Source organism: Glycomyces harbinensis (assembly GCF_900101745.1).
Classification (GTDB): domain Bacteria; phylum Actinomycetota; class Actinomycetes; order Mycobacteriales; family Micromonosporaceae; genus Glycomyces; species Glycomyces harbinensis.
The window spans coordinates 102073-128110 of the sequence record NZ_FNAD01000002.1 but is presented as its reverse complement, the minus strand read 5'-3'; the positions used below and the strand labels follow the sequence as shown (position 1 = coordinate 128110).

At 71.5% G+C, this 26038-nt stretch carries 23 protein-coding genes; 13 read left to right on the top strand and 10 right to left on the bottom strand.

What is annotated here, in order from left to right; translation table 11 throughout:
• Nucleotides 1-110: 110 nt before the first annotated feature.
• A complete protein-coding gene (gene aceE / locus BLQ63_RS04220) occupies nucleotides 111-2843 on the bottom strand; it encodes a pyruvate dehydrogenase (acetyl-transferring), homodimeric type (protein ID WP_091029015.1) in 2733 nt (910 codons plus the stop codon).
• Nucleotides 2844-3218: 375 nt separating this feature from the next.
• Between aceE and BLQ63_RS04215 the strand changes: the two genes are divergently transcribed.
• The 4 genes from BLQ63_RS04215 to BLQ63_RS04200 all read left to right on the top strand — a co-directional run bounded on the left by BLQ63_RS04215 (nucleotide 3219) and on the right by BLQ63_RS04200 (nucleotide 6686).
• Nucleotides 3219-3635: a DUF3052 domain-containing protein gene (locus BLQ63_RS04215; protein ID WP_091029013.1), complete on the top strand. Its 417-nt coding sequence runs from the start codon at nucleotides 3219-3221 to the stop codon at nucleotides 3633-3635.
• A 58-nt stretch (nucleotides 3636-3693) separates the two neighbouring features.
• Nucleotides 3694-4158 (top strand): peroxiredoxin, encoded by a 465-nt coding sequence (locus BLQ63_RS04210; RefSeq protein ID WP_091029010.1) that lies wholly within the window; start codon nucleotides 3694-3696, stop codon nucleotides 4156-4158.
• Nucleotides 4159-4272: 114 nt separating this feature from the next.
• Entirely contained in the window at nucleotides 4273-5421 is a 1149-nt protein-coding gene (locus tag BLQ63_RS04205) for a hypothetical protein (protein WP_091029005.1), read from the top strand.
• 98 nt (nucleotides 5422-5519) lie between these two features.
• Complete coding sequence (locus BLQ63_RS04200; RefSeq protein ID WP_091029002.1) at nucleotides 5520-6686, top strand: hypothetical protein; 1167 nt, start codon at nucleotides 5520-5522, stop codon at nucleotides 6684-6686.
• Here BLQ63_RS04200 and BLQ63_RS04195 read toward each other — a convergent pair.
• The 3 genes from BLQ63_RS04195 to BLQ63_RS04185 all read right to left on the bottom strand — a co-directional run bounded on the left by BLQ63_RS04195 (nucleotide 6673) and on the right by BLQ63_RS04185 (nucleotide 10433).
• A complete protein-coding gene (locus tag BLQ63_RS04195) occupies nucleotides 6673-7650 on the bottom strand; it encodes a cation diffusion facilitator family transporter (RefSeq protein WP_245680839.1) in 978 nt (325 codons plus the stop codon). The genes BLQ63_RS04200 and BLQ63_RS04195 overlap by 14 nt on opposite strands.
• A 126-nt stretch (nucleotides 7651-7776) precedes the next feature.
• Nucleotides 7777-9546 carry an ABC transporter substrate-binding protein gene (locus BLQ63_RS04190; RefSeq protein WP_177154788.1) on the bottom strand — a complete coding sequence of 590 codons (1770 nt, stop codon included), beginning with the start codon at nucleotides 9544-9546 and terminating at the stop codon, nucleotides 7777-7779.
• Between the two features lie 98 nt (nucleotides 9547-9644).
• Nucleotides 9645-10433 carry a protein phosphatase 2C domain-containing protein gene (locus tag BLQ63_RS04185; protein WP_091028996.1) on the bottom strand — a complete coding sequence of 263 codons (789 nt, stop codon included), beginning with the start codon at nucleotides 10431-10433 and terminating at the stop codon, nucleotides 9645-9647.
• 56 nt (nucleotides 10434-10489) lie between these two features.
• On the opposite strand from BLQ63_RS04185, the gene BLQ63_RS04180 reads away from it, so the two are divergent.
• The 3 genes from BLQ63_RS04180 (at nucleotide 10490) to BLQ63_RS04170 (ending at nucleotide 12380) form a co-directional block, all read left to right on the top strand.
• On the top strand, nucleotides 10490-11191 hold the full coding sequence (locus tag BLQ63_RS04180) for a hypothetical protein (RefSeq protein ID WP_091028994.1): 702 nt from the start codon (nucleotides 10490-10492) through the stop codon (nucleotides 11189-11191).
• A gap of 187 nt (nucleotides 11192-11378) precedes the next feature.
• The gene (locus tag BLQ63_RS04175; RefSeq protein ID WP_091028992.1) at nucleotides 11379-11834 is read left to right on the top strand and encodes a hypothetical protein; all 456 of its coding nucleotides are present in this window, start codon (nucleotides 11379-11381) and stop codon (nucleotides 11832-11834) included.
• Between the two features lie 144 nt (nucleotides 11835-11978).
• A complete protein-coding gene (locus BLQ63_RS04170; RefSeq protein WP_091028989.1) occupies nucleotides 11979-12380 on the top strand; it encodes a DUF7144 family membrane protein in 402 nt (133 codons plus the stop codon).
• A gap of 6 nt (nucleotides 12381-12386) precedes the next feature.
• Here BLQ63_RS04170 and BLQ63_RS04165 read toward each other — a convergent pair whose 3' ends face one another.
• The 3 genes from BLQ63_RS04165 to BLQ63_RS04155 form a co-directional block, all read right to left on the bottom strand.
• Nucleotides 12387-13499 (bottom strand): PP2C family protein-serine/threonine phosphatase, encoded by a 1113-nt coding sequence (locus tag BLQ63_RS04165; protein WP_091028987.1) that lies wholly within the window; start codon nucleotides 13497-13499, stop codon nucleotides 12387-12389.
• 72 nt (nucleotides 13500-13571) lie between these two features.
• Nucleotides 13572-14012, bottom strand: coding sequence for a YybH family protein (locus tag BLQ63_RS04160; RefSeq protein ID WP_091028985.1), 441 nt, complete (start codon nucleotides 14010-14012; stop codon nucleotides 13572-13574).
• An 86-nt stretch (nucleotides 14013-14098) separates the two neighbouring features.
• Nucleotides 14099-14332, bottom strand: a complete 234-nt coding sequence (locus BLQ63_RS04155) for a hypothetical protein (RefSeq protein ID WP_091028983.1) — start codon at nucleotides 14330-14332, stop codon at nucleotides 14099-14101.
• Between the two features lie 691 nt (nucleotides 14333-15023).
• Between BLQ63_RS04155 and BLQ63_RS28245 the strand changes: the two genes are divergently transcribed.
• The 3 genes from BLQ63_RS28245 (at nucleotide 15024) to BLQ63_RS04145 (ending at nucleotide 16353) form a co-directional block, all read left to right on the top strand.
• On the top strand, nucleotides 15024-15179 hold the full coding sequence (locus BLQ63_RS28245; protein WP_177154787.1) for a hypothetical protein: 156 nt from the start codon (nucleotides 15024-15026) through the stop codon (nucleotides 15177-15179).
• Nucleotides 15180-15181: 2 nt separating this feature from the next.
• Nucleotides 15182-15490: a hypothetical protein gene (locus BLQ63_RS04150; RefSeq protein ID WP_091028980.1), complete on the top strand. Its 309-nt coding sequence runs from the start codon at nucleotides 15182-15184 to the stop codon at nucleotides 15488-15490.
• A 245-nt stretch (nucleotides 15491-15735) separates the two neighbouring features.
• Nucleotides 15736-16353 carry a maleylpyruvate isomerase family mycothiol-dependent enzyme gene (locus tag BLQ63_RS04145; RefSeq protein WP_091028978.1) on the top strand — a complete coding sequence of 206 codons (618 nt, stop codon included), beginning with the start codon at nucleotides 15736-15738 and terminating at the stop codon, nucleotides 16351-16353.
• 7 nt (nucleotides 16354-16360) lie between these two features.
• Here BLQ63_RS04145 and BLQ63_RS04140 read toward each other — a convergent pair whose 3' ends face one another.
• Nucleotides 16361-18799, bottom strand: a complete 2439-nt coding sequence (locus tag BLQ63_RS04140) for an MFS transporter (protein WP_177154786.1) — start codon at nucleotides 18797-18799, stop codon at nucleotides 16361-16363.
• Nucleotides 18800-19139: 340 nt separating this feature from the next.
• On the opposite strand from BLQ63_RS04140, the gene BLQ63_RS04135 reads away from it, so the two are divergent.
• Together BLQ63_RS04135 and BLQ63_RS04130 are read left to right on the top strand one after the other, a co-directional pair.
• Nucleotides 19140-21278: a carbon starvation CstA family protein gene (locus BLQ63_RS04135; protein WP_091028973.1), complete on the top strand. Its 2139-nt coding sequence runs from the start codon at nucleotides 19140-19142 to the stop codon at nucleotides 21276-21278.
• Nucleotides 21275-21463 (top strand): YbdD/YjiX family protein, encoded by a 189-nt coding sequence (locus BLQ63_RS04130; RefSeq protein WP_091028970.1) that lies wholly within the window; start codon nucleotides 21275-21277, stop codon nucleotides 21461-21463. The genes BLQ63_RS04135 and BLQ63_RS04130 overlap by 4 nt, the downstream gene beginning before the upstream one ends.
• Nucleotides 21464-21545: 82 nt before the next feature.
• On the opposite strand, the gene BLQ63_RS04125 is transcribed toward BLQ63_RS04130, so the two are convergent.
• Complete coding sequence (locus BLQ63_RS04125) at nucleotides 21546-21983, bottom strand: universal stress protein (protein WP_091028968.1); 438 nt, start codon at nucleotides 21981-21983, stop codon at nucleotides 21546-21548.
• 220 nt (nucleotides 21984-22203) lie between these two features.
• On the opposite strand from BLQ63_RS04125, the gene BLQ63_RS04120 reads away from it, so the two are divergent.
• The gene (locus tag BLQ63_RS04120; protein ID WP_091028966.1) at nucleotides 22204-25476 is read left to right on the top strand and encodes a hypothetical protein; all 3273 of its coding nucleotides are present in this window, start codon (nucleotides 22204-22206) and stop codon (nucleotides 25474-25476) included.
• 96 nt (nucleotides 25477-25572) lie between these two features.
• On the opposite strand, the gene BLQ63_RS04115 is transcribed toward BLQ63_RS04120, so the two are convergent.
• Nucleotides 25573-25941, bottom strand: coding sequence for a YciI family protein (locus BLQ63_RS04115; protein ID WP_091028964.1), 369 nt, complete (start codon nucleotides 25939-25941; stop codon nucleotides 25573-25575).
• Between the last annotated feature and the right edge of the window lie 97 nt (nucleotides 25942-26038).

Below are 26038 nucleotides of genomic sequence, written 5' to 3'. Positions count from 1 at the left end.
CACGGTACTTCGAAGGGCGGGGCGCACGGCGCACCCGCCCTTCGCCCTGCCCGGAGCCGGGAAAAGGGGCCGCGAGCTGATGCTCGCGGCCCCTTTCCTTTTGCGTCGCTTTACGAGTCGCCGCCCGCTTCGCCGGCCTCGGCGGCCGTCGGGTCGGTGATCTGGTATTTCGCAGCGGCCTGCGCCGCCAGCTCCGGCTTGACCTCGCCGCGCGCGGCGAGCTGCAGGAGCGCGGCCACCGCGATCGACTCGGCGTCGACGTTGAAGTGGCGGCGCAGCGCCCCGCGCGTGTCGGAGTGGCCGAAGCCGTCCGTGCCCAGCGAGGTGTAGTCGCCCGGCACCCAGCGGCTGATGAGGTCCGGCACGGACCGCATGTAGTCGCTGACGGCGATGAACGGGCCCTCGGCGCCCGAGAGCTTCTCGGTCACGTACGGGACGCGCTTCTCGGCCTCGGGGTGGTGCAGGTTCTCCTTCTCGGCCGCGATGGCGTCGCGGTTGAGCTCGGACCAGGAGGTCACCGACCACACGTCGGCGGCCACGCCCCAGTCGTCGGCCAGCAGCTGCACGGCCTTCTGCGCCCACGGCATGCCCGTGCCCGAGGCGAGCAGCTGTACTCGCGGGCCCTGCGTCTGCGCGGTCGAGACCTTGTGGATGCCCTTGAGGATGCCCTCGACGTCCACGCCCTCCGGCTCGGCCGGCTGCACCATCGGCTCGTTGTAGACCGTCAGGTAGTAGAAGACGTGCTCGCCGTCCGCGTACATGCGCTTGAGGCCGTCCTGGACCAGGTGCCCGATCTCGTAGCCGAACGCCGGGTCGTAGGAGACGACCGCGGGGTTCGTGTGGGCCAGCAGGATCGAGTGGCCGTCCTCGTGCTGGAGGCCCTCGCCGTTGAGCGTGGTCCGCCCGGCGGTCGCGCCGATGAGGAAGCCGTTCGCGAGCTGGTCCGTGGCGGCCCAGATCGCGTCGGCGGTCCGCTGGAACCCGAACATCGAGTAGAAGATGTAGAACGGGATCATCGGCTCGCCGAGGGTGTCCCCGGAGGTGCCGGCGGCGGTGAACGCGGCCACCGAGCCGGCCTCGTTGATGCCCACGTGCATGAGCTGGCCCTGCTCGGACTCCTTGTAGGAGAGGAACAGGTCCCGGTCGACCGACAGGTACTGCTGGCCGTGCGTCGACCAGATCTTCGCCGTCGGGAACATCGCGTCCATGCCGAACGTGCGCGCCTCGTCGGGGATGATCGGGACCCAGCGCTTGCCGGTCTCCTTGTCCCGCATGAGGTCCTTGAGCAGGCGCACCAGCGCCATGGTGGTGGCGGCCTTCTGCTTGCCCGAACCGCGGCGGGCGGACTTGTACGCGTCCTCGCCGGGCAGGTTCAGCGGGACGACCGTGTTGCGCCGCGAGGGAATCGACCCGCCCAGGGCCCTGCGGCGCTCCTGGAGGTACTCGTGCTCGGGCGAGTCCGCCTCGGGCTTGAGGTACGGCGGCAGGTACGGGCTCTCCTCGAGCTGCGCGTCCGTGACGGGCATGTCGAGCGCGTCGCGGAAGCCCTTGAGGTCGTCGAGCGAGAGCTTCTTCATCTGGTGGGTCGCGTTGCGGCCCTCGAACGTGGAGCCGAGCTTGTAGCCCTTGACCGTGTGCGCGAGGATCACCGTCGGCTGGCCCGCGTGGTCCATCGCGGCCTTGTAGGCGGCGTAGACCTTGCGGTCGTCGTGGCCGCCGCGCCGCAGGTCCCAGATCTGGTCGTCGCTCATGCCCTGCGCGAGCGCCTTGGTGCGCGTGTCGCGCCCGAAGAAGTGCTCGCGGATGAACGCGCCCGACTCGGCCTTGAAGGTCTGGAAGTCGCCGTCGGGGGTGGTGTTCATGAGGTTCACCAGGGCGCCGTCGGCGTCCGCCGCCAGCAGCGGGTCCCACTCGCGGCCCCACATGACCTTGATGACGTTCCAGCCCGCGCCGCGGAAGTACGACTCCAGCTCCTGCACGATCTTGCCGTTGCCGCGCACCGGCCCGTCGAGGCGCTGGAGGTTGCAGTTGACCACGAACGTCAGGTTGTCCAGCTCGGCGCCCGCGGCGAACTGGAGCGCGCCGCGCGACTCCACCTCGTCCATCTCGCCGTCGCCCAGGAACGCCCACACCTGCTGCTGCTTGGTGTCGCGCAGGCCCCGGTCGTCCATGTAGCGGTTGAACAGCGCCTGGTAGATCGCGTTGATCGGGCCCAGGCCCATCGACACGGTGGGGAACTGCCAGTAGTCCGGCATCAGGCGGGGGTGGGGGTAGGAGGGCAGGCCGCCCTGCGGGCGCGAGACCTCCTGGCGGAAGCCGTCGAGGTCGTCCTCGGTCAGCCGGCCTTCCACAAAGGATCGGGCGTACATGCCGGGGGAGGCGTGGCCCTGGAAGAAGATCTGGTCGCCGCCGCCGACGTGGTCGCGGCCGCGGAAGAAGTGGTTGTAGCCCACCTCGTACAGGTTCGCCGCGGAGGCGTAGGTGGAGATGTGTCCGCCCACGCCGATGCCGGGACGCTGCGCGCGGTGCACGGTCATCGCCGCGTTCCAGCGCACGAAGCTGCGGATGCGGTGCTCGACGGCCTCGTCACCGGGGTAGTGCGGCTCGGCCTCGACGGGAATGGTGTTCACATAGTCGGTGCTCGTGGACGCCGGGACGCCGATCTGGCGCTTGCGGGCGTGCTCGAGCAGCCGCTGCATGACGTAGCGGGCACGGGTGCGCCCGCCGCCGTCGAGGAGGCCGTCAAGGGATTCCAGCCATTCGCTGGTCTCCCCGGGGTCAGTGTCCGGTACTTGGGTCGGCAATCCGTCACTGATGGGCGGCCGGTTCTGTTCCGTGGTCACGGGCGATCCCTCGTTCTAAGACTGCGGCTTTGCAGGGTTTCTCGGTTGGCAGCAGAGTGTCATCGTTTTCTACCATCCTCCCTTGAATCTACCGCGAGCATCGTCGACCCACCCGGCATGATGCGACCGCGCCCACACTCCCCGCGACCTCGAAGGCCGTTCACCTGCGCCCCCGCGCGTCAAGCGCTATCAGAAGAGATGACGGCCACGTGAACACCCGCTCACCTCCGCCTCTCGGGCCCTTGCGAACGGCCCCTCCGCCCCGGCCGCGCGCGGGCGCGCGGGCGCCGCATATGCCGCACCTCCTATGCTGTAGTTCATATGCTGTGCAGAGCAGGGCGGTAGGCTCTGGCAATCGACCTATGGAGGGACGAATTGAACGCTCCGAGCAGCCCGGTGGACGTGTCGAGCGTCGTACAGCGACTCGGGCTCGACGGTATCGAATCGGTCATGGAAATCGGATTCGACACGGACGTCGACGCGACCCTGCGCACCGCCGTCATCGAGGCGGTCGGCGAACTGCTGGACGAGGACTCCGACGAGATCGTCGGCGCCGTCCTGCTGTGGTGCCGAGAGGAGGACGGCGACCTCGTCGACCTCCTGCTGGACGCCCGCGACCCGCTCGCCGACAACGGCGTGGTCTGGCTCCTGACCCCCAAGGCCGGAAGGCGCGGCCACATCGAGCCGGCCGACGTCGAGGAGTCGGCGGCGCTGGCGGGCCTCAAATCGACCAAGACGCTCAACGCCTCCCCCGACTGGGTCGCCTCGCGGATGGTCGTCGCGCGGCGCTAACGTTCAGCGCGTCAGACCACCGAGGCCCTCGGGCGAGGGCCGCACCCAAGGAGCGCGAATGCCGATCGAAACCGGAACCAAGGCCCCCGGCTTCACCCTGAAGGACCAGAACAACCAAGAGGTCTCCCTCGCCGACTTCCTCGGCGAGAAGCACGTCCTCCTGGTCTTCTACCCGTTCGCGTTCACCGGCACGTGCGAGGGCGAGCTGTGCGGCATCCGCGACAACCTCGACGCCTACCAGACCGACGAGGTCCAGGTCCTCAGCGTCTCCGTCGACTCCCCGTTCGCGCACAAGGTGTGGGCCAAGCAGCAGGGCTTCGAGTTCCCGCTGCTGAGCGACTTCTGGCCGCACGGCGAGGTCGCCCAGGCCTACGGCGTGTTCAACGAGGACAAGGGCATGGCGAACCGCGGCACCTTCGTCATCGACAAGTCCGGCGTCGTCCGCTTCGCCGAGATGAACCTGCCCGGCGAGGCCCGCGACCAGGGCGCCTGGCAGAAGGCCCTGGCCGAACTCCAGGCCTAGAGACTGCGAAGAAGGGCCGCCGAGGGGTTCCCGGCGGCCCTTTCCGCTTCGGTGCAACCGACCGGCCCTCCCGCGGCGTCCAGACCGCAAAGCCTCCTACGACAGGGGACCCCCGTGCTGCGCATCGGCATCGCCGCTCTTTCCGTGCTCGTGCTGACCGCGGGCTGCTCGTGGTTCGAAGGCGAGGAGGAGGACCTCGACTTCGGCGCCTACGAGGGCCGCCTCACCGACATGTACAACGAGGGCGTGCGCCTCATCGAGGAGCTCGACGCGGCCGAGGCCCGGATCGTCCAGGCGTGCCTGGAGGAGCAGGGCTTCGACGCGCACCCGCCCGAGGAGTTCACCAGCTGGGCCGGGGCCGAACGCGAGAGCTTCCTGGACGAGGCCCCGTACGCGTGGTTCATGCCGACCGCCGAGGAGGCGGCCCGCCGCGGATTCTGGCAGTGGACGGCGATGGACGCGGCCGAGGACCCCGAGCACGCCGACCTGTACGCCGAATACGAGGCGCACCAGGAGGCCGCCGGCCGGGCGGCGCCGGAGTGGACCGAGGAGGGCGCAGGGACGCCGGAGTTCTACCTTCTCGACGCGGAGGACCAGTACGCCTGGTACGTCGCCTACGCGGGCGAGACGTGGGCCGCCGAGATGCACCCCGACCTCGGCGGCCCCGGCCGCAAGACCGACGCGAGCGGCGACGAGGTCTACACCAACCCGCCGCCGGAGGGCTGCAAGCGGGAGATGATCGAGGCCGTCTACGGCGAACTCGTGGGGACCGAGAACGAGGAGGAGGGCTTCACCGACTGGACCTTCCGCCCCGAGCAGCCGATGGGCGACTGGGAGGACATGACCGGGCGGTACGCCGACCGCACCGCCGACGCCGAGGGCGACCTCCTCGACTGCCTCGACGACCGCGGCCGTGGCGGCTGGGAGTTCTACAACGGCAACCTGCTCGTCCACGAGTACCTCGCCGAGTCCGGCGAGGGCACCCACTCCCTGTACTCCTATGAGGACTCCGGAACCGTCTGGCCCGACGCCCCGGACGACGCCCCCGACGCCGACGACTTCGAGGGCTGGATGGCCTTCGAGAGGGACCTGGCCGTCGACTTCGCCGAATGCGGCGACGAATCGGGTTTCCGCGAGACCGCCGAGCACGCCTGGGAGCAGGCGCAGCTGCACTTCTACCTCGACATCGAGGACGACACGTACGCGTGGCAGGAGGAGATGCGGGGCCACCTCGCGAAGACCCAGGAGCTCATCGGGGGCTGAGCCCCGGCCGTGAACACCGGGGAATTCCGGGCGCCGGGGCAACCGCTCCGCGGGCCCGCGGCGTACAGACGTCAAAGCCTTCTACGACAAGGATCCCTGTGCTGCGCATCGGCATCGCCGCTCTTTCCGTGCTCGTGCTGACCGCGGGCTGCTCGTGGTTCGAAGGCGAGGAGGAGGACCTCGACTTCGGCGCCTACGAGGGCCGCCTCACCGACATGTACAACGAGACCGTCCGGCTGAACCTCGAGCTCGACGAGGCCGAGACGCGCCTCCTCGAGGACTGCATGGAGGCCCAGGGCTTCACCGTGCACGACCCGGCGAGGTTCCCGCAGACCCCGATGACCGCCCAGGAGAGCTTCCTCGGCGAGGCGCCCTACGAGTGGTTCATGGTCCCGATGGAGCAGGCCGAGCGGGGCGGGTACTGGCACTGGGGCGGCCTCGACGGCGCCGAGGACATCGAAGACCAGGAGCTGTACGCCGAGTACCAGGCGTGGCAGTTCGCGATGATGGCGGAGATGATGGGCGAGGAGGAGGCGGCGGCGTTCCAGTCGGACGACACGACGCTCGACGAGTTCTACTACCTGCCCGAGGAGGACCAGTACGCCTGGTACGTCGCCTACGGCGGCGACACCTGGGCGACCTACCAGTACCCCGAACTCGGCGGTCCCGGCCGCAAGACCGACGCCAGCGGTGAGGACGTCAGCACCAATCCGCCTCCGGAAGGCTGCCTCCTCGACATGATCGAGGCCGTCTACGGCGAACTCCGGTCGGAGCCGAACGAGGAGGAGGGCTGGAACGACTGGATCTCCCGGCCCGCGCCGCCGAACGGCGACTGGGAGGCGCTCGACGAGCGGTACGCCGAGCGCACCGCGGAGGCCGAAGGCGACCTCCTCGACTGCCTGGCGGACCGCGGCCGGGCCGGATGGGAGTTCAGGGACGAGAACCTCGCGGTCGTCGAGTACCTCATGGCCGCAGGCGAGGACAACAGCCCGAACCCCGAGGACACCGCCGTCACCGGACCCTGGCCCGAAGTGCCCGACGACGTGCCCGACCTCGCCGACGTCGAGGGCTGGATCGAGTTCGAACGCGACCTCGCCGTCGACATCACCGAGTGCGGCGAGGAGTCCGGCTTCCGCGAAGCGGCCGACCGCGCCTGGGAGCAGGCGCGGCTGCGCTACTACCTCGACATCGAGGACGACACGTACGCGTGGCAGGAGGAGATGCGGGGCTACCTCGCGAAGGCCCAGGAGCTCATCGGGGGCTGAGGTCCGCGTCCGCGCCGGACGCGGGATCGCCCCACGGGCTCAGGAACACGTACCGGATCATCGGGAACCGCTCGCGCAGCCGCGCTTCGACGGCCCGGCTCGTGTGCTCGATCGCCTCGCCGCTGGCGCTGTCGCGGAAGTCGATCTTCGCGGCCACGAGCACCGACGTCGGTCCGAGTTGGAGCGTCAGCAGCTCCTGGACGGCCGCGATGTCCTCGCCCGCCTCGATCTCCGTGAGCACCGCCAGGCGAAAGCGCGGCGGCAGGCCCCGCCCGATCAGGAGCGAGAGGTTCGCGTGGCCGAGCAACACCGCGACGACGAGCAGCAGCACGCCGATGAGGATCGACGCGCCGCCGTCGTAGAACGGGCTCCCCGTGATCTCGGTGAGCAGGAGGCCCGTCGCGGCCAGTACCAGGCCGATGAGCGCGGCCAGGTCCTCCAGGAACACCGCCTTGAGGCTCGTGTCCGGGGTGTGGCGCAGGAACAGCCTCGGGCGCACCTTCCAGCGCCGCGACTCGTCGCGCAGCTGCACGATGGTGCGCGCGAACGAGACGCTCTCCAGCACGAACGAGATCGCCAGGACGATGTAGGCGATGAGGAAGTTCGACTCGGCCTCGCCGCTCATCGAGTGCACGCCGTGGGTGATCGAGAACAGGCCGCCGGCCACGAACGTGAAGGCCGCGGCGAGCGCGGCCCACATGTAGGCCGTGGAGCCGTAGCCGAACGGGTGGGCCGTGTCGGCGGGCTTCACGCTGTTGCGCAGCGCGATGTACAGCATGAACTCGGTGACGGTGTCGGCCGCGGAGTGCGCGGCCTCGGAGACCATCGCGGCCGAGCCGGACAGGACGCCCGCGACGAGTTTGGCGACGGCGATGCCGAGGTTCATCAGCCCCGCGATGAGCACGGTCAGGACGCTCTCCGCATTCGCGGTCTCCTCCTGCTGCGCTTCGGCCGTTTCGCTCACGCCCCGAGCTTAAGGCCTGCCGCGGGCGCGGTCCGGTCGAAGCGCCGCCGCCGCCCGCTCCCGGGCGGCCGCGACGTCGAAGGGGGAGGGCCGGGCCCGGTCACCGACGGGCCCGGCCCTCCCGGCTCATTCGGCGCCCTCGTCCACGAAGCCCCACTCGCCGACGTTCGAGAACACCCGCATCGTGGTCGCCCAGTTGTCGCGGACGTTCACGACGTCCTTGTTCACCATGACCAGCGCCGGCGTCCACGCGAGCGGCAGCTGCACGGCCCGGTCGAGGGAGATCTGCGCGGCCTGGTTGTTCAGCTCGGCGGCCCGGTCGCGGTCCAGGGTGGTCGCGAGTTCGTCCACGATGGCGTCGACCTCGTCGTCCTGGAACCCGGTGTGGTTGCCCTCGCCCCAGTAGTCGGCCGCGGAGGCGGCGAACAGCGGCGTCTCGATCCAGCTGAACTGGATGAGGTCCCAGTCCTTCGCCTCCAGCACCGAGTTCAGCTCGCCCGCGGGGATCGGGTCGGCCTCGACCTCGATGCCCAGCTCGTCGAGGTAGGTGATGACGAGGTCCTGGATGATCGGCGTGAAGGCGTTGCCCTCCAGGCCGGTGCGGTAGCGCAGGCTCACCGCCTCGCCCCCGGGGGTGAGGAGCTGCTCGCCCTCCCAGGTGTACCCGGCCGCTTCGAGGATGCCGCGGGCCGCCTCGAGGTCGCCCGATCCGATGCCGCCGTCCTCGACCTGGTCGGTCCAGTACTCCGAGTCGGGGCGGAACAGCACGTTCTGCATCGTCTCGATGTCCTCGTAGGCCGAGCCGTAGGCGCGGTCGTTGACCTCGTCGGCGTCGATGGCCGTGAAGAGGGCCTGGCGCAGCGGCTCCTCGGCGAGGAACGGGTTGTTCAGGTTCGCGTCGATGTGGGACCAGCCCGACTGCGGTGCGACGGAGTACTTCAGGTTCTCGTCGCCCGCGATCTGGTCGAGCACCTCCGGGTCGAAGCTGGAGGGCGCGGCGCCGTCGATCGTGCCCTGACGCAGCTCGGTCGCCATGGCGTCGGCGCTCTCGATGTACTTGAGCGTCAAGGAGTCGAGCGTGGACTGCTGGGATCCGGTCCACTCCTCGTTCGGCACGTACTTGGCGTACACGCCGAGTTCGCCCTCGACCATCCGGAACGGGCCGGCGCTGTAGTCGAGCGGCGGGTTCTCGGAGAAGTCGGCGATGGAGGCGGCCATCTGGGCCGGGTCGGTGCGCCAGTCGGGGTGGCCGCGGGCCTCGGCGAGGTGCGCGGGGTGGGTGATCACGCCGGCGGCGTACCACTCGGCGTCCAGGTAGCCCTCGTCGTAGGTCACGACGATCGCGCCGTCCTCGGCCTCCTCGATGCTCGCGACGTTCGAGCCGTAGCTGCTCGCGGGGGTGCAGCCGGCGCACTGGGCCTCGTCGCCGGAGGTCGCGCGCCAGTGCCAGATGAAGTCGTCGATGCCGATCGGGGTGCCCTCGCCCCAGGTCGCCTCCTCCTTGAGGTGGTAGGCGACGGTGAGCGGGGCTTCGGCGAGCAGTTCCGGGGCCTCGGCGTAGATCCCGTCGTTGTAGTGGATCTCGCCGTTCTGGTCGAAGGAGAAGACCGAGGGCCGCAGGGGCTGGTTGATGACCGAGGTGGCGAGGCTGGAGCCGTAGATGTCGGCCTGGCCCCAGGCCTCCCACTTGCCGTCCACGGCCCAGACGAGGTCGCCGCCGTCGGCGCGCGGACCCGAGTTGCAGGTGGTCGGGTCGGTCTCGCAGTCCTCGAAGCCGACGGTGGTGTCGGCGGGTTCGCCGCCGCCGCACGCGCCGACCGCCAGGGTGAGGGCGGCCGCGATGGCGGCGAAGGAGGTCGTGGCGGCGCTGCGTCTGAATTCAGGGGTCTGGGGCATCGCAGTCCCTTTCGCGAATTTTCCGGGGGAAGTGCCAGTATGCACGCTCCAGACGGTAACGCCGGCCCTCATGCAAGTCAACTAAAACGATAGGATTACTAGTGTATGTCACATCGGACCAGCACGCCGGTGGCGTCGTCGTGCGGCTTGCTCGCGGCCATGGCGACCGGATCGCGCCGCTCGTGTTCGCGGACCATGTCGACGAGCGCCCGCACGCCCTCGTCGGCCGCGACGTCCATGAGCCGGCCCCACGCGAACCCGTAGCGCTCGGTCAGCCGCGTCAGCCCGTCGGTGCACAGCATGACCTCGCGCAGCGCCGCCGCGTCGACGGCGCCGGCGAGCGCCTCGTCGGCCGCGTCCGGGTCGGTCGAGGCCACCCAGAACCCGCCGGCCCGGTTGCGGACCGCCGCGATGTAGCCGATCGGATAGCGGCGGATCCCCGCCACGTCCTCGACCGCGGGCGTCCCGGTGAGCCGGGCCAGCCGCTCGTCCGACACCGCCTCGACCGCGCCGTCCGCGTCGCGCCAGGCGACGGCGCTGTCGCCGAGCACCAGCCATTCCATGCGCGCCTTCACGAACCGGACCAGGGCCGCGGTCGCCCCCGGGGAGACCGGGTTCGCCAGGTCGCAGCCGCCGCGGTGCTCGTCCGAGACCGCTCTGATCGCACCCTTGAGGACGGATCGCAGGTCGAGCGCCCGGTCCTCGATGCGGGCGCCGATCGCCGCGCCGAGCCGTTCGACGTACCAGGGCACGTCGTGGACGCAGCCGTCGTCCGGGTAGCGGGTGATGCCGTCGAGGACCAGGGCCCAGGCGTCGCCGGCGAGGAACAGGTCTTCGTTGGGGCCCGCGCCGCCGGGAGCGGAGCCGGCCGAGATCCGGATCGTCATGCCTCAAGTGTCGCCTCGCGCCGACCTTGTCGGACCGCGGTGGTTAAGTTGCGGCCATGCCGAACTCCTCATACCTCTGCGCCACCGATCTGCGGTCCCTGTACCCCTCGACCACCGACAAGGGCTTCGACCCGTCGAAGGGCGTCGTCGCGTTCGACGTGCGCTGCGTGCCGCTGCTGTGGCTCGCGATGTTCCGCCCGGCCGACCTCCTCACCCAGACCATCACGGTCGAAGCCGACCCCGACGCCACCTACTACACGTTCGGCCCCGACGGCGACTTCGTCGAGATCGAAACGCCCCCTGAAGAAGCCGAGGACCAGAACGTGGAGGCGACCGCGCTCCTGGCCCCCAGGGACCGCGCCCTCGCCCAGCTCGACGCCGCCGTCCCCGTCCTCGGCCGGCTCTTCGCCGCCGAAGGCCCGCTGGAGGAGCACGCCGCGATGCTGCGCCGGGCCGTCGCCGCTTCCCCAGGCGCGTACCTGACCGTCGAACTCGACGAGATCGAAGGGCTGTGGGAGCCGGGCACCTTCCAGCCCGCGCTCCGCGCCGCACTCGAGAGCCTGGACGGCGAGGGCGACCCCGAGGCCGGCCGCGTCCACCTCATCGAGCTCGCCCAGCTGCGCCCCGGCCGGCCCTTCCCGCCCGCGCGGCTGCTCCTGGACGACGGCGAGAGCGCCGACGACGACATCTGGAACCTCGTGCGCCTCCTCGGCGCGAGCTTCAGCGCCCCGGTGCCCTGGGAGCCCTCGACGGACTGACGCCCCCGCCGCCACGGTGAGCACGCCGACATTTCAGTCAGGAAGGCTGAAGGAGCGACGGATCGGACCGTATGGCCTGGTAAACGGTTCCTCGCCGCGCCGCGCCCCACCCGTGGACGACCAGGTGTCGAGGGTCCCAGGGGCTGGGCGTTGCAGGTTCGGCCTCCGGGCGGGCTACCGTTCAAGGATGAACTACCGCTATCTCCCGGGGAACGACGCCGACGCCGTCGTTCAGTCCACCTACCCGCAGGCGCAGCGACTCAACGCCCTGTCGGATCTGCTCGACGGCGACCTGCTGTGGGACGAGTCGGCTCGGACGATGGTGTACGTGGTCGACGCCTGGATCGACGGCACCGGTTACGGACGCCGCCTGCACACCTGCGCCGCCTGGAGCGTCACCGGCGACAACGACCTCGCCTTCGGCTTCTCGCGCGCGGCCAAGACCGCCGATCCCGAACTCGTCAGGGCCGCGGCCGACGAGATCCTCGACATGGTCGCGGCCGGCGTGGCCGCCGCCAACGACGCCGCGGCGTCGCAGGCGATCACCGCCGTCCTCCACAGCGGCCTGGCGGAGTCCCCGTCGCGCAAGCCCATGTTCGCGGCGCTCCGGGCCCAGCAGGCCGCCCGCACGGTCGCCGGCTAGCCCGCCGCCGCGTCCGCCCGGACGCGGTTTCGGAGTTTCGACCCCTGCGCGCCGCCGGAAGGTCTACACCTAAGCGATAGGACGGCATCTGCCGCCCGAGTCGGTGTGACCGGAAGGCGGCCGACGCGCAGAAAGGGGTCTGGCATGTCCGACAACGGAAGGCTCGCCTGGGCGACCGCCGGGGCGGTGCTCGCGGGCAGCCTCCTGATCACCGTGGGGCTGTTCCAGGTTTTCGAGGGCATCGCCGCGATCGCCAAGGACGACCTGTTCGTCTCCGTCACCGACTACACGTTCGCGATCGACACCACCGGCTGGGGCTGGATCCACCTGGTGCTCGGCGCCCTGGTCGCCCTGGTAGGCGTGTTCGTCCTCATGGGCCGGTCGTGGGCGTACGGCGCGGGCATCGGCCTGGCGATCGTCTCGGCGCTCAACCAGTTCTTCTTCCTGCCCTACTACCCGTGGTGGGCGCTGCTCATCATCGCGCTCGACATCTTCGTGATCTGGTCGCTCGCCGTGGTGCTGGGCGAGCTCAACGCGCCGTCCTGACCCGTCTCACTCGGGCAGGACGCCGACCGCGAGGACCGCGGCGTCGTCGGTGAGGCGGAAGCCGTGCGACTTGAGGTCGGCGAAGAGGAAATCGACGACTTCGGCGGGGTGCGCGAACAGCGCCCCGCCGGAGAGCCGTTCGCGCAGCCGCTGCTCGAGGGGGTACATCCCGCCGGCCAGGTCGCGCGCCTCGGTGAGACCGTCGGTATAGGCCAGGACGAGGTCCGCCGGGCGCAGCGCCAGTCCCACCGACGTCGCCTTGACCTGGAACTCGCCGACCAGGCCGAGCGGGGGCGAGGGCGCGACGCAGATCGCCGCCACCTCCCGGCCGCGGATCAGCAGCGGCGGATGGTGCCCGAAGCTGCGGACCTCGACGGCCGTCCCGCCCGGGTCGAACACCATGAGCAGCGCCGTCGCGAACTCCTCGGTCCAGCCCCCGCGCCGCTCGTTGCACATCCCCATCCGCCGCTCCAGCCGGACGCTGAGGGCGTTGAGGTCCACGTCGTCGAGTGCGCCCTCCCGGAAGGACCCCAGCAGCGAGGCCATGGTCGCGACCGCCCCGAGGCCGTGGCCCGAGACGTCCCCGAGCACGGCGCGCACGCCCCACGGCGTGTTGAGCATGTCGAAGAAGTCGCCGCCCAGGCGGCTGTCGGCGGTCGAGGGGCGGTGGGCCGTCGCGCACTCGAGCTGGGCGATGCGTCCGGGCAGGTCCGGCAGCAGCGCCCGCTGCGCGGCCTCGGCGACCGAGTTGACGCTGAGCAGCCGCGCCAGCATCCGGTCCCGCAGCACGGCGATGAGGACGCTCGTGCCGCCGATGAGGATCACCGTGACCAGCTCCCCGTGGGCCGTGGGGTCCGCGTCGCCCGCGCGCGTGTAGCTCAGCAGCAGGCACGCGGCGACCGCCGCGACCGCGACGAGCGCGGTCGTCCTCGGGCCGTTGACCAGCGCCGCCATGGGCGGCATCGCGGCGATGACCGCCCACAGGTGCACCGAGGTGGCCAGGATCTCCAGCGGCGCCAGCACGACCACCAGCAGCAGCGGGATCACCCGGAGCCACGCCAGACCCGCGGTCCCGCGCAGCCCGAGCATCTCCGGCAGCCGCTCCATGCCCTCGATCATCGCCGCATTCGCGCCCGCACGAGCCGAACTCCGCGAAACGCCGCCTCGCCCGGACGGCCGCCATGGCGCAGGTCAGGGCTCGAGGTCGGCGACGCCTTTGCCGCTGCGGATGTCGAACGGCACCGAGACCTGGTCGTGCACGATCGACCAGTCGCCGTCGATCTTCCGGAACCCGAACGTGGCCCGGACCCACATGCCGGCGGTCGCCGTGCCGTCGCGCAGGGTCCCGCCGAGCCGGCCGAAGCAGTGGCCGAACGCCACGTTCGCGTCCACTGCGAGCCGCAGGTCGCGGACCTCGTAGTCGACGTCCTGGAAGGCCGCGAACACGTTCGCCCAGTTCCGCAGCTTCGCCTCCCGCCCGACGTGCTGGAGCGGCGGCTCGACGTCGAAGGACACGACCTCGGCCGCGTACAGGCGCCCCAGGCCCTCGAGGTCCTTGGCCCGGAGGCCTTGGACGATGCGGTCGATCCGGTCCCGGATCGCGGCCTCGTCGTTCTCGCGCTGCGTGGACATGGCTGCCCGTCCCTTCGGTTTGGAATCCCGATCCCTCACCGTTACGACGAAGCGGCCCGCGCGGATGTGAGGCCCCGGCCCCTCGGTCAGGCGTCCTGAGAAGGGAACGGGGGCATGACGAGCGGGTCGACGAGGACGCCGTCGTTGTCGATCAGCTGCTGGGCGAGGAAGGCGATGCGGGCCCACTGCGAGCGGACGTACGCGGCGGCCTGGCCGTCGGGGTCGACGTCGTGGCGCGGGGGCTGCGCCGCGGCGAGGCCCGGGCCGTCGGTCCAGGGGACGTCGAGGCGCTCGAGGTAGTGCCGGGCGGCCTCGACCATGACCGGATCGCGGGCGGCGTCGCGGCCGTAGTCCTCCGCGTCGTAGTCGCTCTCCCCGGTGAAGGCGATGCCGGGGCGCTGCCGCGGGTGTGAGACGACCAGGGTGACGACGGCGCCGTCGTCGTGGATGGCGCAGGCGCGGGCGGCGATCTGGAGCGAGAGGAGCGACGCGTTGAGCGACGCGGGGTTCGGCGGTGCCTCCAGCCGGAATCCGTAGGCGTGGTCGCTGATGCGGTCGACGCGGAACCGGTGGTGGCGGTCTGATGGGGCGATCGGGACTCCTCGGGGCGAGGGTGGAACGGGTGGGCCAGCCGTCCAAATTTACCCGAACAGGCGTGCGGAGTCGCCTCGACCGGGGAGTATCACGGCTGCGTAACGGCGGTTTGCGGCAGGTATGCGCCGAATGCTCGTTATGGACTGCCGGACCCGGCCGGTCCCGGATGCGCGCTGATTTTCTATGCGGATCCGCTCTCGCTTTTGACCCCCGGAAGCATTACTCTGGTGCGCGTTGCGTGCGCCGATCTGAAGGCGCGACGCCGTCGAAGACGGTTGCGGATGGGGATCAGAACATTCCGTGCGACCAGTGTTTCCAATGCCCGAATTGCGGACACCGGGTTTCGTCCATGATCCGACTTCACCCTTAGTGAGTAAGGCGACACTCACGCGGACGAATTGTCTTTAGGATCTGATCATGGTCCCCACCATGAATCTCCCGCACCCGCCGGTCATCCGACCGGCCGATCCCATCTTCTCCGCCGGCATCGCCGACCGGACCTTCGCCGGCACGCCGGCGCCCTCCCACACCCCGGCACCCGCCGGTGGCACCACCTGGACCGAGGAGGTCTAGACGTGGAACTCAGCTTCGACGGCGACTTCGTTCGACAGGCCGTCGCAATCCTGCTCAGCGCGAACCAGCTCATCGCCTACTGGCTCGCGGGAAACAAGAACAACTTCGGATGGCTGCTCGGCGTCCTGGGCGGCATCCCCTGGATAGCGTTCATCGTGGTCTGGGACGTGTGGGGCCTGGCCCCGCTCGTCATCGGACTACAGATCATCTACATCCGCAACCTGATGCGCTGGTGGCGCGAAAGCCGAAGTCTCGAAACGGTGATCGACCCGCCCGTAGCGGTCAAGGTCGGCGCCCCGACCGCCTCCTAGCGGGGCGCGCATGACCGACCGGAACGTCCTCGGCGGAACGGCGAGAGCCGGCCCGCGGCGCACGACGAGAGTGAGCGGCCATCGATCCGATGGCCGCTCGCTTCGTGTCCGCACCCCCGAGCCGGTGCGGCTCGGCACCGGCCCTGTCGGCCCCTGCGGCTAGTCTTCCGGCAGCGCTCGGACGGGGCAGCCGACGAGCGCGCGAGCGAGGGGAGTTGCCCGTGGGTGGCATCAGCACGCCTCGGATGTGGTCGATGATCCACGCCGAACGCGCCGCGCTGGCGGCCGATCTCGCCGGCCTGACCGACGAGCGGTGGGCGACGCCGTCGCTGTGCGAAGGCCTGTCGGTCCGCGAGGTCCTGGCGCACCTGACCGCCGGCGCCAGCCTCACCTGGCCCCGCTGGATGGCCGGGGTCATCAAGTGCCGCTTCGACTTCGACAAGCAGGTGGCGATGCGCCTGCGCGAGCGGCTCGGGGCCTCGCCCGCCGAGACCCTGCACGGATTCGAGCAGGCCGTCGCGAGCACGACCAGGATGGTCCCGCTCGCCGCGATGCTCGGCGAGGCGGTCGTCCACGGCGAGGACATCCGCCGCCCGCTGGGCCTGCACCGCGATGGCCCCGTCGAGGCCCTCACGGTCGTCGCCGAGTACTTCCGCGGTTCGGACCTCGTCGTCCTCGCGAAGGGGCGCGTGGCCGACCTGCGCCTCGCCGCCGACGACGGGCCGTTCGCCGCGGGCGAGGGCCCGTCGATCACCGGCCCGACCCTGGCCCTGATCATGGCGATGACCGGCCGCGGGGCGTGCTGCGACGACCTCGAAGGAGACGGCGTCCCGACCCTGCGCGAACGCTGCGGCGCCGAGTGAAGCCCCCTCAGCTCGCGACCGGGGACGGTTCGTCCTGCTTCGCCGCGGGCCTGCGGGACCGCGAGACGAGGAAGGCCGCGGGAACCGCGCCGATCAAGGCGATCCATCCGGCCGTGAGCAAGGCGGTGTTCAAAGCGCTCGCGTAGGTCCCCGGACCGGTGAGGTTCAGGGTGAAGACGGCGCCTAGAACGGCGCTGCCCAGCGCCAGTCCCGCCTGGACGGACACGTGGAGGGCCCTTGCGGCCATGATGCGGCGTTCGTCGGGGACGCCCGCCGTGACGGCGGCGTTGACCGATGGAACGCACAGGCCGACGCCGATCCCGGTCACGACAAGGCCGAAGACGTGGGACCGCCATGAGTGGTGCGCGTCCATGCCGGACTGCGCGAGCGCGCCCGCGCCGACGAGCGCCAGCCCGAGTCCGATGCCGATCCAGGGAGCGATCCTGCGAAACACCCTTGTCAGTGCCGTCGCGGTGACCAGGGCGGCCGCCACGAGCGGCAGCAGCGTCGCGGTCGCGGTGAACGCACCCCACTGCGCGGTGTAGATCCACACCGACAGGTAGACGAGAGGGGTGAAAGCCGCGGCCGACATCAGCAGTGAGGCCAGCGAGGGACCGGCGAGTCCGGGACGGACCAGCAGCCGCACGTCGACGCGGCCGTCCGGGGTATGCCGCGATTCGGCCACGACGGCGGCGCTCAACACGATCGCCGCGATGGCGACCAGGACTTCGACCAGGAAGATCGTCCGCCAACCCGTGAGCTGGGGCAAGCCGCCGAGGAGGCCTCCGAAAGCGGCCGCGGCACCGCCTATCGCGCCCCAGACGCCGAAGACCGACGCCCGGCCCCTGCCGCTCCCGGTGCGGTTCAGCAGTGCCACCGCAGGCGCCAGTACCGCCGCCGCAGCCGCTCCTTTGCCTATGGATCCGACGATGATGCCGTCGAGGCCGGCGGCCAGCAGGCAGACGAGCGTGGCGGCGGCGTACCCGGTCAGGCCGACCAGGTAGGTCCGTTTCAGGCCCCACCGATCGGCCAGGAACCCGGCCGCCGGCAGCAGCCCCGCAAGGGCGAGTGCGTAGCCGCCGACCACCGCCCACAGCTCGATGGCGAATCCGCTGGCCAGTTCGGCCCCCATCCAGGGCATGGCCACGGCCATGGTTGCGAAGTCGGCCAGGACCAGGAACGCGCCGAGGCCGGCGGCGAACGCCGACGCCCGCGTGGGCCGCCGAGGAGCCGGAGGCGGCAGCACCGGCGTCATCTCCGGGATGCCGCCGAAGTCGGGCGCCGGGCCGGAAGGCGGCGGCCATGCCGGATTCGGGTCGCCCGGAGGCTGCGGTGCGGCGGGCGCGTACGGCTCAGGCTCGGGTTCCGGTTCGTCCGGCTGTTCGGCCGCGTCGAGCGCGCCCTGGGCGACCGCCAGCTCGGGCTGTTCGAGCACGGTCGGAGGCACCTGGAGCCGCTGGTGGAGCACCCGTCCCACCAACGGCATGCGGCTCGCGCCGCCGACGAGGAACAGGCCGGCCAGGTCGGACGGCGCGCATCCGGCCTCGCCGATGACGCGCCCTGTCAGCGCCACGGCCGCCTCGACGAGCGGGGCGGCCAGTTGGTCGACTTCATCCCTGGTCAGGTGCAGCGCGGTGTCGAGGCCGGGGAGCGCGATCGGGGCCATCGGCGACTGCGACAGCATCTCCTTGGCCTCGCGGACGTCGTCACGGAACTGGCGGTGGGCGCGGCGGTCGGCGGCGGTCTCGGGCCGGCTGATCCGCTGCCACAGCTCGGGATGCCGCTGTTCGATGAGGGCGCCGAGGTGGGCGACGATCGCCTGGTCGAGGTCCACGCCGCCGAGAGCGGTCTGGCCGCCCTGGGCGGCGACGGCGAACCGGCCGGACCGGTCGCGGCGCAGCACCGCGATGTCGAAGGTGCCGCCCCCGAGGTCGAAGACGCCGATCGGGCCCGTCGTGGCGGCGACCGCTTCGACCTGGCTGAACCGGTACGCGGCGGCGACGGGCTCGGCGACGAGGCGGGCGACGTCCAGGCCGGCCGCGGCGGCGGCCCGCTCCAGGACCGCGATGCGGTGCGGTCCCCATTGGGCCGGATGGGTCAGGACCGCCGGGGGCGCTTCGCCGACGACTTCCACGGCCGCCTGCCGCACCCGGGCGAGGACCGCCGCCACCAAGTCGACCGCCGGAAGCTCCCGGTGCCCGAGCAGGACGAGGTCCTCGCCGACGTGCTGCTTGGGGTGGGGTTCGAACGAGGCCGGGTCGAGCTGGGCCATCCGGACGGCCTCCCGCCCGGTGTGGAACCGCCCGTCGTCGTCGAGGTACACCGCCGAGGGCATGACCGGCGATCCGCCGAACAGCAGCGGACGGTCGGCGGACCCGGGCTGGCGCAGGACGGCGACGGTGTTGGAGGTCCCGAAGTCGATGGCGAGCAGGGCATTCGCGGGCATTCGGTCTTCCTGTCCAGATATAGGAGTCGCCGTCAGCATACTGAGACCCCACCATGGCGCCGCGCCCGTAGGCCGCGCCGTCGTCCTCCGCCCGATCCCGTTCGGGGCGACCGGGATTCAGTGGACGATCGACGACCTCTTATGCGGTCAACACTGGAAATTCGTGCGAAATACTGGTAAACCAAGACCGAAGTCAGCGACTCCCGACGAAACGTAGGACCCCAGCACCGAATCAGACATCAATACATTTACCTGCTTGTGGACAGCGGGTGACCCGCCCGCGCGATGCCGACGCCCTGAAAACCCCCCGGTCCCAGCGGCCGAAGACTCGGAGGACGACATGACCATCCCCGACAGCACCAGAGCGAAGCCCACCTGGAGATCCATACTCGTCTGGACGGCCGTCGCCATCGCCGGCGCGACCGCCTGGGGCATGATCGCCCTGGTCCGAGGCGAAGAGATCTCCGCGTTCTGGCTGGTCGTCGCGGCCCTCGGCTCGTACGCCATCGGCTACCGCTTCTACGCCCGCTTCATCGCCACCAAGGTCCTGCGGGTCGACGACACCCGCGCCACGCCCGCCGAACGGCTCGAGGACGGCGTGGACTTCCAGCCCACCGACCGCCGCGTCCTGCTCGGCCACCACTTCGCCGCCATCGCGGGCGCCGGCCCGCTGGTCGGGCCGGTGCTGGCCGCGCAGATGGGCTACCTGCCCGGCACCATGTGGATCATCATCGGCGTCATCTTCGCCGGTGCCGTCCAGGACATGGTCGTCCTCTTCATCTCCATGCGCCGCAACGGGAGAAGCCTCGGCCAGCTGGCACGCGACGAGATCGGCCCGATCGGCGGCGTCGCCGCGCTGGTCGGCGTCTTCTCCATCATGATCATCATCCTCGCGGTGCTCGCGCTCGTCGTCGTCAACGCCCTCGCCGAGTCGCCGTGGGGCACCTTCTCGATCGCCATGACCATCCCCATCGCGCTGCTCATGGGCTTCTACCTGCGCACGCTCAGGCCCGGCAGGGTGATCGAGACCAGCCTCATCGGCGTCGCGCTGCTGCTGCTCGCGATCGTGGCCGGCGGCTGGGTCCAGGCGTCGTCCTGGGCCGACGCGTTCACGCTCAGCCCGCAGACGCTGGTCTTCTGCCTCGTGATCTACGGCTTCGTCGCCGCGGTGCTGCCGGTGTGGATGCTGCTCGCGCCCCGCGACTACCTGTCCACGTTCATGAAGATCGGCACCATCGGCCTGCTCGCCGTCGGAGTGCTGATCGTCGCCCCGACCCTCCAGGCCGAGGCCGTCACCGACTTCGCCTCCAGCGGCGCCGGCCCGGTCTTCTCGGGCACGCTCTTCCCGTTCGTGTTCATCACCATCGCCTGCGGCGCGCTGTCCGGGTTCCACGCCCTCATCGCCTCCGGCACCACGCCCAAGATGATCCAGAAGGAGTCGCAGGTCCGGCTCATCGGCTACGGCGCCATGCTGATGGAGTCGTTCGTCGCCGTGATGGCCCTGATCGCCGCGTGCATCCTCGACCCGGGCCTCTACTACGCCATGAACGCTCCGGCCGGCGTGCTCGGCACCACCGTGGAGTCCGCGTCCACGGCCGTGGCGAACCTGGGGTTCACCATCAGCCCGCAGGACCTGCAGGCGGCCGCCGACGCGGTCGGGGAGGAGTCCCTGGTCGCCCGCACCGGCGGCGCGCCGACACTGGCCGTGGGCATGTCCGAGATCCTGTCCTCGGTCTTCGGCGGCGACTCGCTCAAGGCGTTCTGGTACCACTTCGCGATCATGTTCGAGGCGCTGTTCATCCTCACCACCGTGGACGCCGGCACCCGAGTGGGCCGATTCATGCTCCAGGACACCCTCGGCAACGTCTGGAAGCCGCTCGGCAGGGTCGGCTGGAAGCCGGGCATCTGGGCGACGAGCGCGGTCGTGGTGTGCGCGTGGGGATACTTCCTCTACGCCGGTGTCAACGACCCGCTCGGCGGGATCAACCAGCTCTTCCCGCTCTTCGGCATCGCCAACCAGCTGCTCGCCGCGATCGCGCTCACCGTCGCCACCGTCGTGCTCGTCAAGAGCGGGCGGCTGAAATGGGCCTGGGTGACCGCCGCGCCGCTCGCCTGGGTCGCCGTGGTCACGTTGACCGCGAGCTGGCACAAGGTCTTCTCCAGCGACCCGCGGATCGGGTTCTTCGCCCAGCGCGAGCGGTACGCCGACGCCCTGGACCAGGGCGAGGTGCTCGCCCCGGCGAAGGACCTCGACCAGATGCGGACCGTGGTCACCAACTCCACCGTCGACGGCGTCCTGGCCGCGTTCTTCGCGCTGCTGGTCGTCGTCATCATCCTCAACGCGGCGGTGATCTGCTGGCGCGCGGCCCGGTCCGCCGAACCGCTGCCGACGACCGAGGCGCCGTACGTCGAGTCGAAGCTGCTGGTTCCCGCCGGCCGCGTCGCCGCGGCCGAGGACCCCGAAGACGACCGGCCGTGACACCGCGCCGCCTGTACGGACTCGTCCGGTGGTACCTGAGGGAACTCACCGGCGAGTCCGCCTACGACCGCTACCTGGATCGGCACCGGCTCGCCCACCCGGGCGCGCCGCCCCTGCCCCGACGCGACTTCGAACGCCGGCGCACCGATCGAGGCGACGAGAACCCGGGAGCGAGGTGCTGCTGACGGATCAGGGGCCGGGCCCGGATCGCGCTCGCCGCCGGAGCCGTCCTCACAACGGCCTCCTGCGGCCCGCGTCCGGAGCCGTTCAGTCCTCCGCGCGGATCACGACCACCGGGCAGGCGGCGTGGGTGACGCACCGCAGGCTGACCGATCCGAGCAGCGCCCCCTTGAGACCGCCCTGGCCCCGACTGCCGACCACCAGCAGATCCGCCGAGCGCGAACGTTCGACCATGACGTCCGACGGGTGGCCGCCCTGGGCGATGCGACGCACCTCGAGATCCTTCCGGCCCGCGAGCTCGTGGTCGACCGTCTCGTTCAGCGCCCGCTCGCCGGTCTCGGCGAAGTTCTCGCCCGGCACCGCCTTCACCGGGCTGCCGTACGTCGTCGGCACCTGCCAGACGTGGACCGCCTCGATCACCGCGCCGGTCCGTTCGGCGTACCGCATCGCCCATCGCAGCGCCCGAATCGAGGCCTCTGAGCCGTCGACGCCGACGAGGACGCGCTCTCGCTCTTCCTGAGCCATTCGGCTTCCCTCCATATCGCAGTCGCTCAACGGGATTCGCGATGCAGGCGCGGCGTCCCTCGACGACGCGCTGCGCGACTCCCTCCCGGACTGTAGCCCCCGCAACCGCTTCTCGAAGGCCCCAAGGAGGATCGCGGGCGCCTGGAGGAAGCCGTCGACCGTCCTCAGGGAAGCGATGTGGCACGATCGCCCCGGTACCCGATCCCCCTTTGGAGCGCCGATGCGAACCGCGACCCCGCCCTCCGCCGCCGAACTGCTGGCGGCGGCCGACCACCGGTCCTTCCACGACCGGACGCGCGCGCTGTACCGCACCGCCCGGGACTGCCGCGACCACGACCGCTTCCCAGTGCTCCTGACCGACCTCGCCCGCCACGGCGTCTTCGGCTCCCGGCTCTCCCTCCAGCTCGCGTCCTTCGCCGGCCGCACCGACCACCTGCGGGCCCTCCTCGACCACCCCGACGCCGAGACCGCCGCGGCCGCTCTGACCGCCGCGGTCGAGCACGCGGGCATGGCCGCGGCGGTGGAGGCCTCGATCCCGGCCCAGTCCCGGACCGCCCGCCTCGCCGCCTACCGGGCGCTGCGCAAGCACCGCGACGAATCGCTCGCCGACCGGCTCCTCCCGGCGGTCGCCAGGCACGACGGGCCCGCCGAGGCCGCCAGGCTCCTCCCGGCCTGCTCGGACGCGGTCGTCGCCGCGCACCTCGACGAGCTCGCCCCGCACGTCCTCTCCTGGTCCCCGTTCGCCAAGCACCGCCTCGCGGTCCTCACCGAGTACGCGACCGCGGCGCTCGCCGCCCGCTCGCCCGAGCAGTACGCGAACTGGTGGCGCGGCCACGCGAGCGGGCTCACCGCGGCCCTCGAACGCGCGCCGCTGGCCTGGCTCGACCTGCTCGAACGCCACCCATCCGAGGCGACCGACCAGGCCGTCCGAGCGGCACTGCCCGCGCTCCTCGCCGCCGACTCCGAGCGCACCTGGGCCTACCTCCTCGACCCCCGGCGCAGCCTCCTCCTCGCCTCGGCCATGCGCCGCCGAGCGGTCCTGCGGCGACTCGCGGCCGAGCCCTCGTCCCGCATCGCCCTCCTCGTCGGACGCGGCGGCGCCGACCTCCCGAGCGTGCTCGGGCACGTCGCCCCGTCGCGCCGGACCGAAGTGCTCGACGCCGTCCGCCAGACCGGAGTCGCCGTCGACGAGGCCGCCGTGCTCGCGGACCTCCCGGCCGACGCCCGCACCGAGACCGCCCGCCGGCTCCTCGCCGACCGCCGCGTCGCCGGCGACCCCGGCAGCCGTGAACGCGCGCGGTCCCACTTGCCCTACGACGAGGTCCGCGACGACCTCACCGCCGGGACCCGCCGCTCCGACGTCCACGAACGCGCCCGCTCCTACCTGGGCCTCGTCCGCGCCGCGGGCCTCAGCGGGGACGGCGCGCTCACGGACCTCCTCGGACGCCTCGGCCGCGCCGCCAAGGACCAGGACCCCGTCCACGACGCGATCCTCACCGGCCTCCTCGCCGTCCGCCCGCGCGACTGGACCGCCGCGAACCTCGCCGAACTCGAAACGCTCGCAGCCGGTTTCCTGGCCTCGCCCGCGCGGTCCTCCGGCACCGCGAGCCGCCTGACGACCCTCGCCGCCCGCCTCGTCCGGACCGCACGGGGCCGCTCCGAGCCGACCGAGACCGGCCGCCGCCTGCTCACCCGCCTCCTCGCCGAATCGGCCACCTGGGAACTCGCCGCCGCCTTCAGGAGCCTTCCGCACCGGTTCGTCGCCGACCTCGCGCAGCAGGCCGCGCCCGACCTCGCCGTGCGGGCCGCCGCGAACGAGTACACCGCCGCGATCACGCTCGCCTCCGTGCTCGGCCGCCGCCTCGGGCAGGTGCCCGCGCTCGAACCGGTCCTGCGCCGCGCCCTCGACTCGAAGAACACCGGCGCCCGCCACGACGCCGCTCAATGCCTGCTGCGCATCGGGAACGGCGCGCATGCCCGCATCGCCGAACTCGCCGAGGCCTTTCCCGGCCGCTCCGAATGGTTCCGGCCCCTCGCCGCGCACCGGTGCGACCTCCTGCCCGCCTGGTTCGCGACGATCCGCGAGGACGCCCCGACCGCGGTCCTCCGCGAGGTCGCCGGCCACCTGAGCGAGTCGATCCTCGACCAGTGGCCGCCCGCGGTCCGCGCCGCCTACCGGAAAACGCTGCACGCCAACGCCACCGATACCCGCCGCACGCCGAGCATGCGGCTGGCCGCGGCCCATGCCCTCGCACGCGTCCCCGGTCTCGCCATGGCCGACCTCGCGCCGCTCCTCGACGGCGACGACCCGGCCGTCCGCGCTGCCGCGGTGAGCGACCTGCACCGGGTCTCGCCCGTCGAGGACGCGTGGGCGGCACTGCCGTCCCTCCTGGCCTCACCGGACGCGGCGTTCGCCGCCGCGGCCATGGACCGCCTCGCGCAGCGCTCCCGTCCCGGCGCCCTCGCCGCCGACGTCGCGCCGCTCCTCGACTCGCCCAAGGTCACCGCCCGCAAGCAGGCCGTCCGCGTCCTCGCCCGGTTCCGCGTCCCCGGGGCCGGGGAACTCCTCACCGGACTGTGGCACGAAGCGGCCCTGCACGAGAGCGTCCGCGAGGCCGTCGCGGCCTCCGCGGTCGAACGCCTCGGCGAACCGTGGGCCCAGTCGGTGGTCGAGGACGTCGACCGCTTCGGCCCCGACGTCCGGGTCGCGGTCCTCGGGCTCGCCCCCGAGCAGGTCCCCGCCGGATTCCGGAACCGCTACGTCGAACTGCTCGTCGCGGCCGCGGGCCACGACGACGACCGGCTCCAGGTCGCCGGAGCGAACGGCCTGGCCCGCTGGGCCGGCCACGCGCCCGAAGCGGCCGACGCGCTGGTGGCGCTCGCGACCGACCTCGACGCGACCGACCTCTGGGCCGCCGCGGTGAACGCCCTCTGCTCGATCGCCGCCGCCGGCGGCGAACCCGGGCCGCTGCTGCGCGCCGCCGACCTCCTCAGCGAAGCGCCCGACGAACCGAACGCCGACGAGGACCGCGACCTGCCGGTGCGCCAGCGCTTCGAGCGGATCCTGGGCGGCCTGGCCCCGCTGTACCAGTACCTGACCGTGCCGCCCGGCGTGATCGCCGCGGTGGCGGAGCGGCTTCCATCCGACCTCGGCACTCGGCTGCTGGCGCGCACGATCGCCTGGGACGCCGGGAGCGAGGAGATCCGGGCGCTGCTCGGCCGCCTCCAGGATCCGCTGGAGGCCAGGCTGATCGGTGAGGCGATCGACGAGCGGATCCTCTACGACACCGTGCCCGACGCGCTGCCGTTCGTGACGGCCCTGGTCGACTCGGGCGACACGCACGGCGCGATCGTCGCCGCCTCGGTCATCGACAGCGCCGCGAGCGAGAGCGAATGGGACGAGCCCTGGCGGGACCTGCTGCGGCGCCTGCGCGCCCACGAGTCCTCATCGGTCCGCGTGCTCGCGTTCAGCGTCTACACCGCGGAGGAGTAGCCCGGCCCTCCCGGGAGGCAGACGAAACCCCTCGGCCGACAGGGGAGTGGCGAACCTGCCCTGCCTGCCGAGGGGTTTCGTCCCTTTGGCGGGCACTTACGCGGGGGGCGCCTCTTGGAGGGCGCGCACCTCGACGCGGCTCTGCAGCGCCCGGGAGGCCTGCTTGGCCCAGGTGATCGCGTCGTCGTCGTTGTCGGCCTCGATCACCCAGAAGCCGCCGAGGTACTCCTTGGCCTCCGTGAAGGGACCGGGCGTGAACTCCGGACCGTCGCCCGAGGCGTCCACGGTGGTCGCGGTCGACGGCGGCTGCAGTCCGCCCGCGAACCGGAAGGCGCCGGTCTCCTGGAGCGCCGTGTTGAAGGCCTCCACCTGCGCCATGATCTCCTGCAGCTCGGCGGGGTCCATGCTCTCCATCGTCGGCTCCTCTTCGGAGTCGTGCGGAAGGCTGAGGAAGTACTGGGTCATCACGTGCTCCTTGATCGCTGACGTGCCTCTCGGTCGGCCCGAGGGCAGTCTCAGACGTTACGGAGGAGACGCCCGGCGGCGCATCAGTCATCGTGAC

Excerpts from the sequence above, each read along its gene's own strand:
- BLQ63_RS04210 (WP_091029010.1), top strand. The coding sequence starts at position 3,694 with ATGCCGATCGAAACCGGAACCAAGGCCCCCGGCTTCACCCTGAAGGAC.
- BLQ63_RS04190 (WP_177154788.1), bottom strand. The coding sequence starts at position 9,546 with ATGCCCCAGACCCCTGAATTCAGACGCAGCGCCGCCACGACCTCCTTC.
- BLQ63_RS04185 (WP_091028996.1), bottom strand. The coding sequence starts at position 10,433 with ATGACGATCCGGATCTCGGCCGGCTCCGCTCCCGGCGGCGCGGGCCCC.
- BLQ63_RS04180 (WP_091028994.1), top strand. The coding sequence starts at position 10,490 with ATGCCGAACTCCTCATACCTCTGCGCCACCGATCTGCGGTCCCTGTAC.
- BLQ63_RS04175 (WP_091028992.1), top strand. The coding sequence starts at position 11,379 with ATGAACTACCGCTATCTCCCGGGGAACGACGCCGACGCCGTCGTTCAG.
- BLQ63_RS04170 (WP_091028989.1), top strand. The coding sequence starts at position 11,979 with ATGTCCGACAACGGAAGGCTCGCCTGGGCGACCGCCGGGGCGGTGCTC.
- BLQ63_RS04165 (WP_091028987.1), bottom strand. The coding sequence starts at position 13,499 with ATGATCGAGGGCATGGAGCGGCTGCCGGAGATGCTCGGGCTGCGCGGG.
- BLQ63_RS04160 (WP_091028985.1), bottom strand. The coding sequence starts at position 14,012 with ATGTCCACGCAGCGCGAGAACGACGAGGCCGCGATCCGGGACCGGATC.
- BLQ63_RS04155 (WP_091028983.1), bottom strand. The coding sequence starts at position 14,332 with ATGGTCGAGGCCGCCCGGCACTACCTCGAGCGCCTCGACGTCCCCTGG.
- BLQ63_RS28245 (WP_177154787.1), top strand. The coding sequence starts at position 15,024 with ATGGTCCCCACCATGAATCTCCCGCACCCGCCGGTCATCCGACCGGCC.
- BLQ63_RS04145 (WP_091028978.1), top strand. The coding sequence starts at position 15,736 with ATGTGGTCGATGATCCACGCCGAACGCGCCGCGCTGGCGGCCGATCTC.
- BLQ63_RS04140 (WP_177154786.1), bottom strand. The coding sequence starts at position 18,799 with ATGCCCGCGAATGCCCTGCTCGCCATCGACTTCGGGACCTCCAACACC.
- BLQ63_RS04135 (WP_091028973.1), top strand. The coding sequence starts at position 19,140 with ATGACCATCCCCGACAGCACCAGAGCGAAGCCCACCTGGAGATCCATA.
- BLQ63_RS04125 (WP_091028968.1), bottom strand. The coding sequence starts at position 21,983 with ATGGCTCAGGAAGAGCGAGAGCGCGTCCTCGTCGGCGTCGACGGCTCA.
- BLQ63_RS04120 (WP_091028966.1), top strand. The coding sequence starts at position 22,204 with ATGCGAACCGCGACCCCGCCCTCCGCCGCCGAACTGCTGGCGGCGGCC.
- BLQ63_RS04115 (WP_091028964.1), bottom strand. The coding sequence starts at position 25,941 with ATGACCCAGTACTTCCTCAGCCTTCCGCACGACTCCGAAGAGGAGCCG.